Source organism: Polynucleobacter sp. es-EL-1 (assembly GCF_018687975.1).
Lineage (GTDB): Bacteria > Pseudomonadota > Gammaproteobacteria > Burkholderiales > Burkholderiaceae > Polynucleobacter.
The window spans coordinates 550062-564578 of record NZ_CP061310.1 but is presented as its reverse complement, the minus strand read 5'-3'; the positions used below and the strand labels follow the sequence as shown (position 1 = coordinate 564578).

General features: G+C 47.4%; 12 protein-coding genes. 3 read left to right on the top strand and 9 right to left on the bottom strand.

The window, feature by feature from the left end; genetic code table 11:
• Positions 1 to 7: 7 nt before the first annotated feature.
• The 4 genes from nusA to scpB form a co-directional block, all read right to left on the bottom strand.
• Complete coding sequence (gene nusA, locus FD974_RS02940; RefSeq protein ID WP_215365644.1) at positions 8 to 1489, bottom strand: transcription termination factor NusA; 1482 nt, start codon at positions 1487 to 1489, stop codon at positions 8 to 10.
• A complete protein-coding gene (rimP, locus tag FD974_RS02935; protein WP_215365642.1) occupies positions 1486 to 1977 on the bottom strand; it encodes a ribosome maturation factor RimP in 492 nt (163 codons plus the stop codon). The genes nusA and rimP overlap by 4 nt, the downstream gene beginning before the upstream one ends.
• Positions 1978 to 2150: 173 nt before the next feature.
• Positions 2151 to 3869 (bottom strand): 23S rRNA pseudouridine(2605) synthase RluB, encoded by a 1719-nt coding sequence (gene rluB / locus FD974_RS02930; protein ID WP_215365640.1) that lies wholly within the window; start codon positions 3867 to 3869, stop codon positions 2151 to 2153.
• A gap of 6 nt (positions 3870 to 3875) precedes the next feature.
• On the bottom strand, positions 3876 to 4583 hold the full coding sequence (scpB, locus tag FD974_RS02925; RefSeq protein ID WP_215365638.1) for an SMC-Scp complex subunit ScpB: 708 nt from the start codon (positions 4581 to 4583) through the stop codon (positions 3876 to 3878).
• Positions 4584 to 4775: 192 nt separating this feature from the next.
• Between scpB and FD974_RS02920 the strand changes: the two genes are divergently transcribed.
• The gene (locus tag FD974_RS02920; protein WP_215365636.1) at positions 4776 to 5687 is read left to right on the top strand and encodes a patatin-like phospholipase family protein; all 912 of its coding nucleotides are present in this window, start codon (positions 4776 to 4778) and stop codon (positions 5685 to 5687) included.
• 174 nt (positions 5688 to 5861) lie between these two features.
• On the opposite strand, the gene FD974_RS02915 is transcribed toward FD974_RS02920, so the two are convergent.
• The 5 genes from FD974_RS02915 to FD974_RS02895 form a co-directional block, all read right to left on the bottom strand.
• On the bottom strand, positions 5862 to 6554 hold the full coding sequence (locus FD974_RS02915) for a C40 family peptidase (RefSeq protein ID WP_215365634.1): 693 nt from the start codon (positions 6552 to 6554) through the stop codon (positions 5862 to 5864).
• 136 nt (positions 6555 to 6690) lie between these two features.
• Complete coding sequence (locus FD974_RS02910; RefSeq protein ID WP_215365632.1) at positions 6691 to 8361, bottom strand: ABC transporter ATP-binding protein; 1671 nt, start codon at positions 8359 to 8361, stop codon at positions 6691 to 6693.
• Entirely contained in the window at positions 8358 to 9383 is a 1026-nt protein-coding gene (locus FD974_RS02905) for an ABC transporter permease (RefSeq protein WP_215365630.1), read from the bottom strand. The genes FD974_RS02910 and FD974_RS02905 overlap by 4 nt, the downstream gene beginning before the upstream one ends.
• Positions 9380 to 10444, bottom strand: a complete 1065-nt coding sequence (locus tag FD974_RS02900; protein ID WP_215365628.1) for a microcin C ABC transporter permease YejB — start codon at positions 10442 to 10444, stop codon at positions 9380 to 9382. Before FD974_RS02900 ends, FD974_RS02905 begins: the two co-directional genes overlap by 4 nt.
• Positions 10445 to 10455: 11 nt before the next feature.
• Positions 10456 to 12321, bottom strand: a complete 1866-nt coding sequence (locus tag FD974_RS02895; RefSeq protein ID WP_251374647.1) for an extracellular solute-binding protein — start codon at positions 12319 to 12321, stop codon at positions 10456 to 10458.
• Positions 12322 to 12377: 56 nt separating this feature from the next.
• On the opposite strand from FD974_RS02895, the gene fabI reads away from it, so the two are divergent.
• Both fabI and chrA read left to right on the top strand, forming a co-directional pair.
• Positions 12378 to 13163, top strand: a complete 786-nt coding sequence (fabI, locus tag FD974_RS02890) for an enoyl-ACP reductase FabI (RefSeq protein ID WP_215365624.1) — start codon at positions 12378 to 12380, stop codon at positions 13161 to 13163.
• On the top strand, positions 13160 to 14488 hold the full coding sequence (gene chrA, locus FD974_RS02885) for a chromate efflux transporter (protein WP_215365622.1): 1329 nt from the start codon (positions 13160 to 13162) through the stop codon (positions 14486 to 14488). Before fabI ends, chrA begins: the two co-directional genes overlap by 4 nt.
• The last annotated feature ends 29 nt before the right edge of the window (positions 14489 to 14517 follow it).

Here is a 14517-nt window from a genome sequence, read left to right as displayed (position 1 = left end):
CTTCCTCTCATGAAGTAAACCAATGTTCGCGCGCTTTCATGATGAGCGTTTTCGCAGTTTCTTCGTCAATTTGTGTCGCCTCAACTAGCTCATCAACAGCCAGTTCAGCCAAGTCGTCACGGGTATGAACTTGATTGTCAGCAAGCTTGGCAATCAACTCAGTAGTCATTCCCTCAAGGGAGCGCAAATCTTGCGAGACTTCGCCAACGCGTTCTTCTTTAGCCAATTCCATGGTCAATAAAGAGTCGCGTGCACGAGTACGCAATTCATTTACGGTATCTTCATCAAAAGAATCGATTTCTAACATTTCAGATAGAGGGACATAGGCGACCTCTTCCAATGTGTTGAAACCTTCTTCAATTAAGATGTCGGCAACTTCTTGGTCAACGTCCAATTTATCCATGAACAATTGACGTACAGAAGCCGCTTCTTTTTCTGTCTTCTCTGCAGACTCTTCAGGAGTCATGATGTTGATCTGCCAACCAGTCAGCTCACTAGCTAAGCGAACATTCTGTCCGCTACGGCCAATCGCAATTGCCAAGTTTTCTTCATCAACCACCACATCCATAGCGTGACGCTCTTCGTCAACAACAATGGAAGATACTTGAGCTGGAGCTAAAGCACCAATCACAAACTGCGCTGGATCTTCGGACCACAATACGATGTCCACCGCTTCGCCAGCAACTTCGTTACGCACTGCAGTAACGCGTGTGCCACGTACGCCAACGCAAGTACCGATTGGATCGATACGCTTGTCATAAGTAATCACAGCGATCTTGGCGCGGATACCAGGATCACGAGCAGCACCCTTAATCTCTAATAAACCTTGTTCCATTTCTGGAACTTCATTCTCAAATAGCTTGATCAAGAAATCTGGGCAAGTGCGGGAAAGTTCAATTTGTGGGCCACGCGCCTCACGATCCACCTTAAGGATGTATGCACGTACGCGGTCACCAGAACGCAAGTTCTCTTTTGGAATCATTTGATCGCGACGCAGCAAGGCTTCAACGCGACCGGATTCAATAATCAAACCATTCTTATCAGCGCGCTTGACGGTACCGGTCATGACTTTTTCGCCACGCTCAAGGTAGTCGTTCAAAATCTGCTCACGCTCAGCATCACGAATACGCTGCAAGATCACTTGCTTAGCAGCTTGTGCGCCGATACGACCAAAAGCTAAGGATTCGATTTGCTCTTCAATATGTTCGCCGACTTCCATATCTGGAAATTGCTCTAGGGCTTCAAAGTGCAAAATCTCTTTGTCCGGCTCCTGTAGGCCCGCTTCATCAGGCACAACCAGCCAACGACGGAAAGTTTCATACTCACCAGTTTCACGATCAATCGATACACGAATATCCACGTCTTCTGTCGCATAACGCTTTTTAGTAGCGGATGCCAGCGCCATTTCTAGCGCCTCAAACACAATCGCTTGATCAACGTTTTTTTCACGCGCTAAGGCGTCTGCCAACATGAGAACTTCTCGACTCATGACTTTCTTCCTTTGAAATCAATAACAGGGACCAGCCGAGTCTTATCGACCTCGGCTAAAGAAAACTCCAATTGAGATTCGGCGCCATCAGCACCTTCAAACAACAAACCAAATTTCGCATCTGGTGAATCCAATTCACCACTCAGCAAACCTTGCAACACACCACGAAAATTCTTGCGATTTCCCACGGCAACACGTAATTTCAAATCTACTTCCATACCTGAAAACCGCTCAAAATCCGCGGCCGTCTTTACCGGGCGATCTAACCCTGGAGATGAAATCTCTAAACGCTCAAAAGGAATGTTCTCCACTGGCAATGCGTAGCTCAGTTGATGACTTACTTTTTCGCAATCCAACACGGTGATCAAACGCTCATAATCTGGATTCTCAATCGTGACGCGCAGCAAACCTCCGGCTTCACGCTCGATATCGACGAGTGTGTAACCTAAGTTTTCTACTTCGGCAGAAATAATCCGCTGATCTTTCACGACAATCCTTCAATACAAAACGGCAAAAAAAAATGGGCTTCAAAGCCCATATTCTCGAAATTCAGAACAGGCCGACTTACGTTGATCGCAACATCAGTCGGTAACAACTTAAAACAGCAGCGAACTGCTGTAAGTCCAAAATTATAGCTGATTTAGCGGAAAACTGATCAAAATCAGAAGCTTTCGCTCGGATTTCTCGGTTTTCTAGGGCCCTTATTAAAAGGTTTGCGCCCTTTTGGTGCATTGCGCTTGGGACCGTTTCCAGGACTTTGGGGGCTTGCCGTCACAAAAGCAGACTGTCCGTGGTGGACTTTTTTGCCCTTATTGCGGTTCTGGCCTTGGCCGCCCTGCCCACCTTGGCCACCCTGTCCAGGTCGTCCACCCTGCGTGCGGCCTCGGAAGGGACCGCGCCCATCACCCGAGCCACCACCAGCAGGTTTACCACCCCTACCTTGATGAGTTAAGCCGTTGTGGCCACTAGCCAGTGTCAGGGCGTCACGAGAACCCCAGTAAGAAACAGAGGTTTGCATTGGATCAGGCTGAAAGTCTTCCGCATCAGGAGAGCGGCGATCCCGACTTTGCGCATTTGGATTGCGGCCCTTGTCTTGCGGTTGCGGCATTTTTAACCCAGCAGACTTCATTAAGTTATAGATGCCACCCGCCTCAATTTCTTCCCATTTACCCCGTCTTAAGCGAGGGGGTAATAAGAAAATGCCATAACGAGTGCGGATTAAGCGCGATACCGTATGTCCAACTGCTTCAAACATGCGACGTACTTCGCGATTACGTCCTTCTGTCAAAGCAACGTGATACCAACGGTTGGCACCATCACCACCACCCATCGCCAAGCGTAAGAACTTGGCTTGGCCGTCATCAAGAGTAATGCCGCTTTTTAATTGGGCCATATTTTCTTGACTCAACTCGCCCAAAATACGGACTGCGTATTCACGCTCGACGCCGTAACGGGGATGCATTAAGCGATTGGCTAATTCACCAGAAGTAGTAAATAGTAATAGGCCTTCAGTATTAAAGTCTAAGCGCCCAACTGCAATCCAGCGACCTTGTCGTGGCTTTGGTAAACGATCAAATACTGTCGGACGACCTTCTGGGTCAGACTGACTCACGATCTCACCAGCAGGCTTGTGATACATGATCACACGTGGGGGCTTAGTCTGAATCTTGCGATGAACTTGCTTGCCATTAATGCGCACTTGATCGGTTGGTCCTATACGCTGACCAATGTGTGCAGGCAAACCGTTGACTGATACGCGACCTTGAATAATTAGGTCTTCCATATCACGGCGCGAACCCATGCCAACATCAGCCAAGACCTTATGTAGTTTGACGGTGTCTTCATCATCTGCATCATCATCTAAGCCATCTAAATCAGACCAGACTTCATCACGCAAGCTCAGCGGTAAATCATCAACGTTTGCAAATTGCAAACTGCTCATCTCATCTTCGCTAGGCACATCAGCATCGTCGTCATGACGAACGCGTTGGGCACGACGCTCAGCGCCGGTTTGATGAGAAATCTCATTGACATCTACGCCATCTGGATTTTTTAACGCTTCTGGCTCAGGAGCATCTAAGGCTGCATCAAACTCACCCGATACAACCGAAGCAAAGAGTGCTTCAATCTCGGCGGGATTGGGGGCTAATTTTGCACCGCCCCCATCACGAGGTCCATTGGCATCACCACCCTCCCTGCGAGGCCGATCCTTATTGAAAGGACGTTTTTTATTAAATGGATGCTTGCTGGCACCAGGACCTTGACGGCGTGGGCGGCGTTGTCCACCCTCACGACCTTCGGTCTTTACACCATCAGCATTTGGAGAGTTGTCCGAAGCAGGAGCTATCGGGGTTGAATCGTTTTCGTTAGAGCTTGTCATTAATAATTATTTTGGTTCATCCGATTGGTCGGACTGTGGGATTACTTCTTCGCTTGTCTCGTTTGATACTTCATCAATATTGGCTTCAATCACATCTTGCTCATCTATCTGAAGAACCTCTTCTGTAATGACAACCGTCTCAACCGTTGCAGATGGATCAAATTCCATCACTGCTTGACCTAAGTGCTCAGCCGCAGTCATCGGCGCAGCATCCTCAAGCATTGGTAGGCTTTGTAAATTTGTCAGACTTAGATCATCTAAAAATTGTTTAGTGGTCGCATATAAACCAGGGCGGCCAATTGTTTCTTTATGGCCAATTACCTCAACCCAACCCCGATCTTCAAGCTGCTTCATCACATTGCTACTCACAGCAACACCACGAATTTCCTCAATCTCACCACGCGTTACTGGTTGACGATAGGCAATAATTGCCAATGTCTCCATCACAGCACGAGAATACTTGGGCGGCTTTTCAGGAGTTAGGCGATCAAGATATTCGCGCATGGATAAACGACTCTGAAAGCGCCAACCGGTGGCAATATGCACCAGCTCCATGCCTTTATCTTCCCAAGCTTTTTGCAGTTCTACAAGAGCATCATTAATCTCACTGGTTTCCACATCCTCAGCAAATAAGCGAGTGAGGTCAGCAACAGTAAGTGGCTCTTGTGCGCACAAGAGAGCTGTTTCAATGACGCGTTTGTTGTGATCGTCCATAAAATTCGGGCTATCAGGTAGCAACCTGATGAGACTTTAAAAATGTATTTAGTAATGGGTTGGTGGTGTTCTTTTAGCTACTACGGGCAATTAACCTCAAAAAACGAGTCTTGAGAGAGCTACCCGCGCTGAAACGAAGTTCTTTTCGTTCACCGTGAACCCATTATAAGGGAGGCTCAATACAATAGCCACATGCATGAAAATTTTGCCCAAATTCCTTCGCAGTCGTCAGAGGCAGAAGGAAGACGTCATTTTCTTGGCTTGAGCCTTGGTTTTGGGGCTTTTGCCATCACCGGGTGCTCCATCACCCCTAAGCAAAAGCCAGTCCTGGGGCTGGCACTTGGCGCAGGCGCCGCCAGAGGGTTTGCTCATGTCGGGGTTATTAAAGCTTTAGAGGCACAAGGTATTAGGCCCGACATTATTGTGGGTAGTAGTGCGGGCAGTGTCATTGCCGCACTTGTTGCCTCGGGCGCTACCGGCAATGAGCTCAATCGCCTTGCTTTGAACCTAGATGAGGCCACCATAGCGGATTGGGATCTCCCCTTTTCCGGGCGATTCGGAGGACTCATTAAAGGTGATGCCCTGCAAAACATGATTAATCGCGAAGTACAAAATCGAGCTATCGAGCAGATGCGTATTCCTTTGGGAATTGTGGCCACCGAGCTCCAGTCGGGCAAAGGGGTGTTGTTTCGCTCAGGCAATACCGGGCTAGCAGTTCGCGCCTCCTGTAGCGTTCCCGGCGTCTTTCAACCCGCAGTCATTAGCGGTAAGGATTATGTTGACGGTGGCCTCGTTGCTCCAGTGCCCGCAAGTTATGCGAGACAAATGGGGGCAACAATCGTGATTGCCGTGAATATCTCCTCTGAACCTCTTCACCAAGATGCTAGCGGTACCTTTGGGGTGATGCAACAAACCATCTCCATCATGCAACGCAGTATCAATCAATATGAACTGAAAAGCGCTGACATCGTGATTACGCCCCACCTCAAGCAAATGGGTGGAAGCGACTTTAGATCCAGAAACGCCGCCATCTTGGCAGGGGAAGTGGCGACGCAAGAACAAATGCTCATTATTAAAGAGATGCTAAAGGCCAAAAACGATTAGCAACTCCAATAAGGCTTAGGTACTACCCCACCATCTTTAGCGTGAACAATTCTTGAAATAGATATAAGAATATCAACAAGATTTAGTGCAACTACCAATAATATTCCAGCGGTTGGGGTTGGGCGTCTAGGTACCTCGATCCGCTTAGCGGGAAGCTTTTGAGACTGCAGCGCTCTAGAGGAGTTGCGCTTTACGCTTTAACTTATTAACTTCATTGAGAAGTTCTTGGCGCTCACTGCGATCTAAGCCATCACTATAGAGGCGTCGCGCACCATCAAAGCGCTTATCCCAATAGAGACTATTGAGATCATCCACACGCACATTCGCACCCTTGGATGGCGAATGAATAAATTTGTTATCGCCAACGTAGATCCCTACATGAGAAAACGTTAGGCGCATCGTATTAAAAAATACCAAATCACCAGGCTGCAAATCATCACGCTGCACTGGCTTACCAACTTGGCTCATTTGAGTTGACTTGCGAGGCAATAAGAAGCCCAACTTATCTTTAAAAACATAGCCGACAAAACTACTGCCATCCAAACCCGACTGCGGTAATTCCATATCCCAGCGGTAACGCACTCCAATCACTTCCATGGAGCGATTTATTAACTCATCAGATTTGACTGTTACCGAATCAGCTAAACGGTCAGACACCCGAAAAAAATAAGACTTGCCTGCTTGAAACATACTTTGTTTTGCAGCATTTTTACTGGGTTCATCAACATTCTCGATCGGAGCTTCTTTTGCCTGATCCGATGAAGCATCGGCAGCCACGGCCGGCTGCACAAACAAAGCTAGCGCTACAAGAAACGCATAAGGCGAGCACTTGAGAGATGGCTGAAAGAGCTTGTTTTGAAGTGACATCAGTTCATTCTATCAAAGAAGTGGGATTTCAACAAACCCTAGCTCAATGGCTAACTTATTGTTTTCAATCAATTTATTACGATTATTGGGCATGCATGCACCAAAAAAGCTCATGACGCAGAATCCTTGGATAGCCTTAAGTCAATTCTGCGGCCGTAAACAGTTCTTTTGTATAAGTCTGACGAGGGTGCTTGATGAGGGTTTCGGTATCGCCAAATTCAACTACCCGCCCTTGCTTGAGAACCATGATCTCGTGCGACATAGCCCGAATAACAGCCAAATCATGACTAATCATCAAATAAGCGAGGTTATATTTCTTTTGTAGCTCAGTAAGTAAGGCGAGCACCTGCTTTTGAATCGATACATCCAGTGCCGAAGTCGGTTCATCCAATACCAAAATCTGAGGTTTTAGAATTAAAGCTCGCGCAATTGCGATGCGCTGTCTTTGCCCACCAGAGAACTCATGGGGATAGCGCGTTAATGCTGAGCGATCAATACCCACCTCACGCAAAATATCTAAGACACGCGATTCCCGTTCGGCAGCAGACAAATTGGGGAAATGAATATCAAGACCTTCAGAAATAATTTGCATGACATTCATGCGCGGGGATAGAGATCCAAAAGGGTCCTGAAAGATCACCTGCAGGCTTGAACGCATAGCGCGTCGCTCTACTGGTTTGAGCGCCTGCCAGTCATGACCCAATACATCTACTTCACCCGTAATCTGCGCAGCAGAATCTCCAAGCAAACCAAGCACTGCCATACCCAAGGTCGTTTTACCGGAACCCGATTCGCCAATCACGCCAATGGTTTGTCCTTGCTTTAACTCAAAACCGACTTTACGGAGCACTTGATGGCGAGGTGGTTTTTTAAACCACGCAGCAGACTCTGTTCCCGGGTAGGAAACCGATAGGTTTTCTGTCTTCAGCAAGACTGGGGCTAAAGGCATCACTGGCGCTAAATTGCGCACTGGCTCACTGTTGACTAAAGACTTTGTGTAGGGGTCAGTAGGATGACTGAAGACCTGCTTCGTAGATCCCACCTCCATGAGCTTGCCTTGATTGAGCACAGCAACGCGCTGGGCAAAATGCTTCACTAAATTCAGATCGTGCGTAATCAAAAGAATCGCCATACCGCCATGATCTTTTGACTCCTCTTGCAGCTCTTTGAGTAAATCCAAAATCTGCAAACGCAAGCTGACATCCAGTGCCGTAGTGGGTTCATCTGCAATGAGTAGTCTAGGTTTACAGGCCAATGCCATTGCAATCATGGCACGTTGGCGTTGCCCGCCAGAAAGTTGATGTGGATAAGAATGAAAGCGTTTCTCTGGTTCAGGGATTCCCGTCTTTTGCAGCAAATCAATGGCAGCAGACATGCAATCTGCTTTAGAAATCAAGGGCTGATAAACCTGCACAGCCTCAACAATTTGATTGCCCACAGTAAAGAGTGGATTTAAAGCAGTCATCGGCTCCTGAAAAACCATCGCAATTTCGCGCCCGCGGATCTGCCGAATGTCTGATATGGGTAAGGACAATAAATCCACTGGTGGTTGAGCGCCCTGCTGACCGTTCCATAAAATACGGCCAGAAACTTTAGCACCTTCAGGCTCAAGACGAAGGGGCGCTAAAGCAGTCAGCGTCTTGCCTGAACCAGATTCACCAACCAAGGCAACGCGCTCACCAATGCCAATTTCTAAATCGAGATGGTTAACGGCAAATTTCTCGCGCCGTCCCGCGCCAAAAGAAATCGAAAAATCTTCATAGCGCAACAAAGGTGCATTTAATGCAGAGGGTTTGACTGTACTCATGCGCGCCCCCTATTGACCACACCAGACTTGCGAGAATCAAAAGCGTCTCGCAAAGCCTCACCCATAAAGGTGAGTAATAGCAAGGTTGACACTAACACCACGAATGTTGATAAAGAAATCCACCAGGCATCCAAATTACTTTTACCCTGCGACAAAAGCTCACCAAGACTAGGTGTTCCGGGTGGCACCCCTAAGCCCAAGAAATCCAAACTCGTCAAGGACAAAATAGCTGCGCTCATTCGAAAAGGCAGAAAAGTAATTACGGGAGTCAAGCTGTTAGGAAGAATATGTCGCCACATAATTTGTAAATTGGTTAAACCTAATGCTCTGGCAGCACGGACATATTCCAAGGCGCGATTACGAAAGAATTCAGCGCGCACATAATCCGATAAACCCATCCAACCAAAAGCAGCCAACAAGATAATCAGCAATGAAATACTGGGATTAAAAATGGAAGCGAAAATAATCAGTAGATATAACTCAGGCATGGCAGACCAAATTTCAATTACGCGCTGCGAAATCAGATCAAACTTGCCGCCAAAAAATCCCATGAGAGATCCCGTAATGATTCCAACGCTAACACCGACGATGGTGAGCGCTAAGCCAAAGAGGATCGACAGACGAAAACCATAAATCAAGCGCGCCAATACATCACGCCCACGGTCATCTGTTCCTAACCAGTTCTCCAGCGAAGGCGGCGCTGGGTTCGGTACTTTAGCGAAATAATTTAGGGTCTCATAGCTATACGGGATGAGCGGGTAAATCGCCCAATTACCATTACTCGTAATGTTGTGACGAATATCGGGATCCAAAAAATCGGTTGGCGTTGCAAAGTCTCCGCCGAAGACTCTTTCAGGTTGCGACTTGATAATCGGAAAATAAAACTTCCCTTGATATCGCACCACTAAAGGTTTGTCATTGGCAATCAGCTCTGCGCACATCGAAAGACCAAACAGAACCATAAAAATCCAGAGGCTGGCATACCCCATGCGACTATTTTTAAAACGTTGCCAACGGTTCATGATCCACCCCCAGCACCAAACTGAATGCGTGGATCAATATAGACATAGCACAGGTCAGAAATAAGCTTGGTGAATAAGCCAATCAGGGTAAAGAGATAGAGCGTACCAAAGACAACCGGGTAATCACGCCGCATGACTGACTCATAGGACAGTAAACCAAGGCCATCGAGAGAAAACAAAGTTTCAATCAATAGCGAACCTGTGAAGAATGCCCCAATAAATGCTGCGGGGAAACCCGTCACTAAAGGCAGTAGCGCATTGCGAAATACATGCTTCCACAGCACTTGTTTTTCAGTGAGTCCTTTTGCTCTAGCAGTTAAAACATATTGCTTACGAATTTCCTCTAAAAAGGAATTCTTAGTGAGCATCGTCACTACTGCAAAACTTCCTAATGCTGAGGCAGTAATCGGCAATACCAAATGCCATAAATAATCCATTACCTTACCCATCATGCTCAGCTCACTCCAGTTATCAGAAGTTAAACCGCGCAAAGGAAAGATTTGTAAAAAACTACCGCCACCGAAAATGACTAAGAGCAGTACACCCAATACAAATCCAGGAATGGCATAACCAACCAAAATCATCGTGCTGGTGACAGCATCAAATCGTGAGCCATCCCGCACCGCCTTAGCAATTCCTAAGGGAATCGACACCAAGTACGTTAAGAAGAAAGTCCACAGTCCAATACTGATCGAGACTGGTAGCTTAGAGACCACTAACTGCCAGACGCTTTGATGTTGGTAGTAGCTTTGCCCTAAATCAAATTGCGCAAACCGTTTGAGCATCATGAAATAACGCTCGAGTGGCGGCTTATCAAAACCATAGAGCGCTTTAACTTCAGCCAAGCGCTCTGCATCCACCCCCTGCCTGCCACGATAATTACTGCCGCCCCCGGAAGATTCCGCGCCACTAACAGCAGCATCACCCTTGCCTTTTAGTTCCAGCATTAACTGCTCAACTGGACCTCCAGGGACAAACTGCACCACTGCAAAAGTGAGCGTTAGAACACCTAACAAGGTAGGAATCATCAAGAGAATGCGCTTGAGAATGTATGACCACATTTGACCCTGCATTAGCGCGCCCCCTCTTTCCACCAATTGAGCAGGATCCAAGATTCAGCGGTGTAATACAAAGGTGGTTCTGGATAGCGCATCTCTTTACGATACGCGATTCTGTGAGTGGGGTTGTACCACTGTGGAACAACGTAGTAACTATTCCAAAGGACTCGGTCTAAAGCTCTGGTTGCAGCTTGCAACTCTTGACGTGTCTGGGCTTTGACAACTGCATCGACCAAGGCATCTACTACCGGGGATTGAACACCAATCACATTATCCGAACCCTTCTCTTTAGCCGCCTGACTACCAAAGCGATCCCATAATTCATTTCCGGGGCTTTGAGAGTCCGGGAAGCGAATCGTCGTCATATCAAAATCATATTCATCCATACGCTTTTGATGTAAAGCGAAGTCGCTGGTGCGAATATCTACTTGGATACCCAGCTTTTCCAAGTTGCGTACATAAGAAGAAATCACTCTTAAGAAAAATGGGCCATCTTCAACCATCTCAAAACGAAATGGCTCGCCCCGCATATTGCGCAAAGCACCATCACGATATTGCCATCCCGCCTGAGCTAGCAAGTCACGTGCTTTACGTAGGTTCTGCCGCAAGCTATCCGGTGGCGCAGTAGAAGGTGCAGGAGGCATTGGACTAAAGACTGCATCTGGTACCCATTTGGGATACTGCGCTTTAAGCGGTTTAAGTAATTTCAACTCAGCCTCAGTTGGCTTGCGCGGTCCATCAAAATTGGCACTTAAATCACTGTTCGTAAAGTAGCTATTAATTCGGCTGTACTGATCAAAAAATAATTGTCGGTTAAGCCATTCAAAATCCAGTGCATATCCTAGTGCCTGACGAACTCGTGGATCTTGGAAGATCGGTCTGCGTACGTTCATGGCAAAACCCTGCATGCCAGCGCCGTTGTGATTTAAGAAAGCCTTTTTCTCTAAGGTGCCATCATTAAAGCGAGGCCCTACATAACTTTTTGCCCAGTTCTTGGCGCGATACTCCACCAGGGCATCAAACTCGCCCGCCTTAAATGCCTCTAGACGGACAGCATCGTCGCTATAAAGTTTGTAAACCACGCGATCAAAATTAAAGAAGCCAACGCGCACGTTCAAGGTTTTGCCACCTTGATCAGCCCAGTAATTGGGATTACGCTTAAAGATCATGGTCTTGCCAGCCTTATAAGACTCAATCATATAAGGACCGCTCGCCAATGGCGCTTCAAAAGTTAATTTATCGAAGGGTGTGATGCTGCCATCCGGTTTTTTACCCCAATGGCGCGAGAAGATTGGCAAGGTCGCCACCATTACCGGCAGCTCTGGATTGCTATTCTTAAAGTCAAAGCGAATCACTCGATCGGAGACAGCGACTGCTTGCTTCACATCAGCATAGACAGTCTTAAATTGCGGGTTCGCCAAAGAACTCATCAAAGTATCAAAGCTATGCTTAACGTCGCTAGCCAAAATAGCGCTACCGTCAGAAAACTTCGCTTCAGGGCGAATCCGAAACACGACCGACATCTTATCGGGAGCCACTGAAATATCCTCAGCGATCAGTCCGTAGGCACTTGAAACTTCATCCGCGCTGCCAACCGCTAAAGACTCAAACATCAGTTGTGCGACTCCAGGGGCAGCTACACCACGTAAAGTGAATGGATTGAATTTGTCAAAACTGGTACGGCGGTCTGGATTAGGGAGCGTAATGGTGCCTCCCCGCGGTGCATCGGGATTCACATAGTCAAAATGACTAAAGCCATCCGCATATTTGGGCTTCCCATACTGCGCAATGCCCTGAGCACCTTGTACAGAATGGCCCAAAAGCCCAGTCAGAAGGGCTAAACAGCAAAAGCGAGTGATATTGCGGATGGGTGGTTGCATGAACATATATGCAACAATTGTAGATAGCAAACTACATTTGAAGCAAAGGACACATCATGGGCTTTCTCGCTGGCAAAAAAATTCTGATTACCGGCTTACTTTCTAACCGCTCAATTGCCTATGGAATAGCCAAGGCCTGCCACCGCGAAGGGGCTGAATTGGCCTTTACCTACGTAGGTGAGCGCTTTAAAGGTCGAATTGTTGATTTTGCAAAAGAATTTAATACGGAACTGATTTTTGACTGCGATGTGGGTAGCGATGAGCAAATATCTGCTCTTTTTCAAGATTTAGCCAAGTCTTGGCCCCAGTTTGACGGATTTGTTCATGCCATTGGATTTGCCCCACGTGAGGCGATTGCCGGTGACTTCCTGGAAGGCCTCTCACGGGAAGGCTTCAAGATTGCACACGATATTTCTGCTTACAGCTTCCCTGCTATGGCCAAAGAAGCATTACCCATGTTGCGTGATAAATCTTCATTGCTAACCTTGACTTATTTGGGCTCCATGAAGAATGTCCCAAACTACAACACCATGGGTCTCGCTAAAGCTTCTCTAGAAGCATCTGTTCGCTACCTCGCTGGTTCGGTTGGACCTAAAGGTATTCGCGCCAACGGCATCTCTGCTGGCCCGATCAAAACACTTGCTGCTTCGGGCATCAAAGGGTTTGGCAAAATTTTAGAAGCAGTAGAACAAACTGCCCCACTGCGTCGTAATGTGACCATTGATGATGTAGGCAATACAGCCGCCTTCTTGCTATCTGACTTAGCAAACGGTATCACTGCAGAAATCATTTATGTTGACAATGGCTTTAGTCAAGTCGTTGGTGGAATGGAAGAAGCTTGAATATCCCATTAAGTGAGGCCTTGAAGTTTTGGGCCAAACTGGGGTTTATTAGCTTTGGTGGGCCCGCAGGACAAATCGCGGTTCTCCACCAAGAGCTAGTTGAAAAGCGTCGCTGGATTTCTGAGCGACGCTTTTTACATGCGCTGAACTACTGCATGCTGCTGCCCGGTCCTGAAGCGCAGCAACTCGTTACCTATATTGGTTGGTTAATGCACCGCACCTGGGGTGGCATTTTGGCTGGCGCACTTTTTGTACTGCCCTCACTCTTTATTTTGATCGGTCTTTCTTGGGTTTACCTTGCCTATGGACAAGTACCCTGGATTGCAGCGATTTTTTTTGGCATCAAACCTGCGGTCACCGCCATTGTTTTGCATGCGGCTGTTCGCATTGGTAAGCGCACCTTGCATAACCAAGTACTGCGCATCATTGCACTGTGTTCTTTTTTGGCTATCTTTGTTTTAAACCTTGCCTTTCCACTCATCGTTCTTTGTGCGGCACTGATTGGTATGTGGGGTGGCAAGCGCTACCCCCAATGTTTTCAACAATCTACCGCTCACAGCGAAAAGTCTGGATCAGATCAGGGTCCAGCAATGATTGATGACCATACGCCCACTCCAGAACACGCCAGATTTTCACGTAAAAGAATGATTCGCCATAGCGCGACCGTGCTCACTTTATGGATCATCCCCTTCGCAGCGCTTGTCATCCTATTTGGCTGGAAGACTTTATATCCACAAATTGCCTGGTTCTTTACCAAGGCGGCTTTTTTGACCTTCGGCGGCGCCTATGCAGTTCTGCCATATGTTTACCAGGGCGCTGTTGATCAATTTCATTGGCTTAGCGCTGGTCAAATGATGGATGGTCTCGCCTTAGGTGAAACTACCCCAGGCCCGCTGATTATGGTGGTGGCCTTTGTTGGTTATCTAGCAGGGCATATTCAACACCTCATTGGCAATAGCAACCCTTTTTGGTTTGGTGCGCTAGGCGCCTGTATTGCGACTTGGTTTACCTTTCTACCCTCCTTCTTTCTCGTTCTCGTTGGCGGCCCCATCATTGAATCAACCCATGGGAAGTTGAGTTTTACTGCGCCCTTGACCGCGATCTCTGCAGCGGTTGTGGGTGTCATTGCCAACCTCGGTCTATTTTTCGCTTATCACGTCTTTTTTCCGCATGGATTGGGGGGCTCAATATCTTGGCTTTCCATCGTGATCTGCGGATTTGCCGCGCTGGCACTCTTTCGCTTTCAAAAAGGTGTGCTCTCGGTTTTAGCAGGCTCAGCACTAGCTGGACTACTGGCTTACCTGGCTAGTAGTTTATTGATCTAATAGACCATTCTTTTAGCTCGACATTGGCA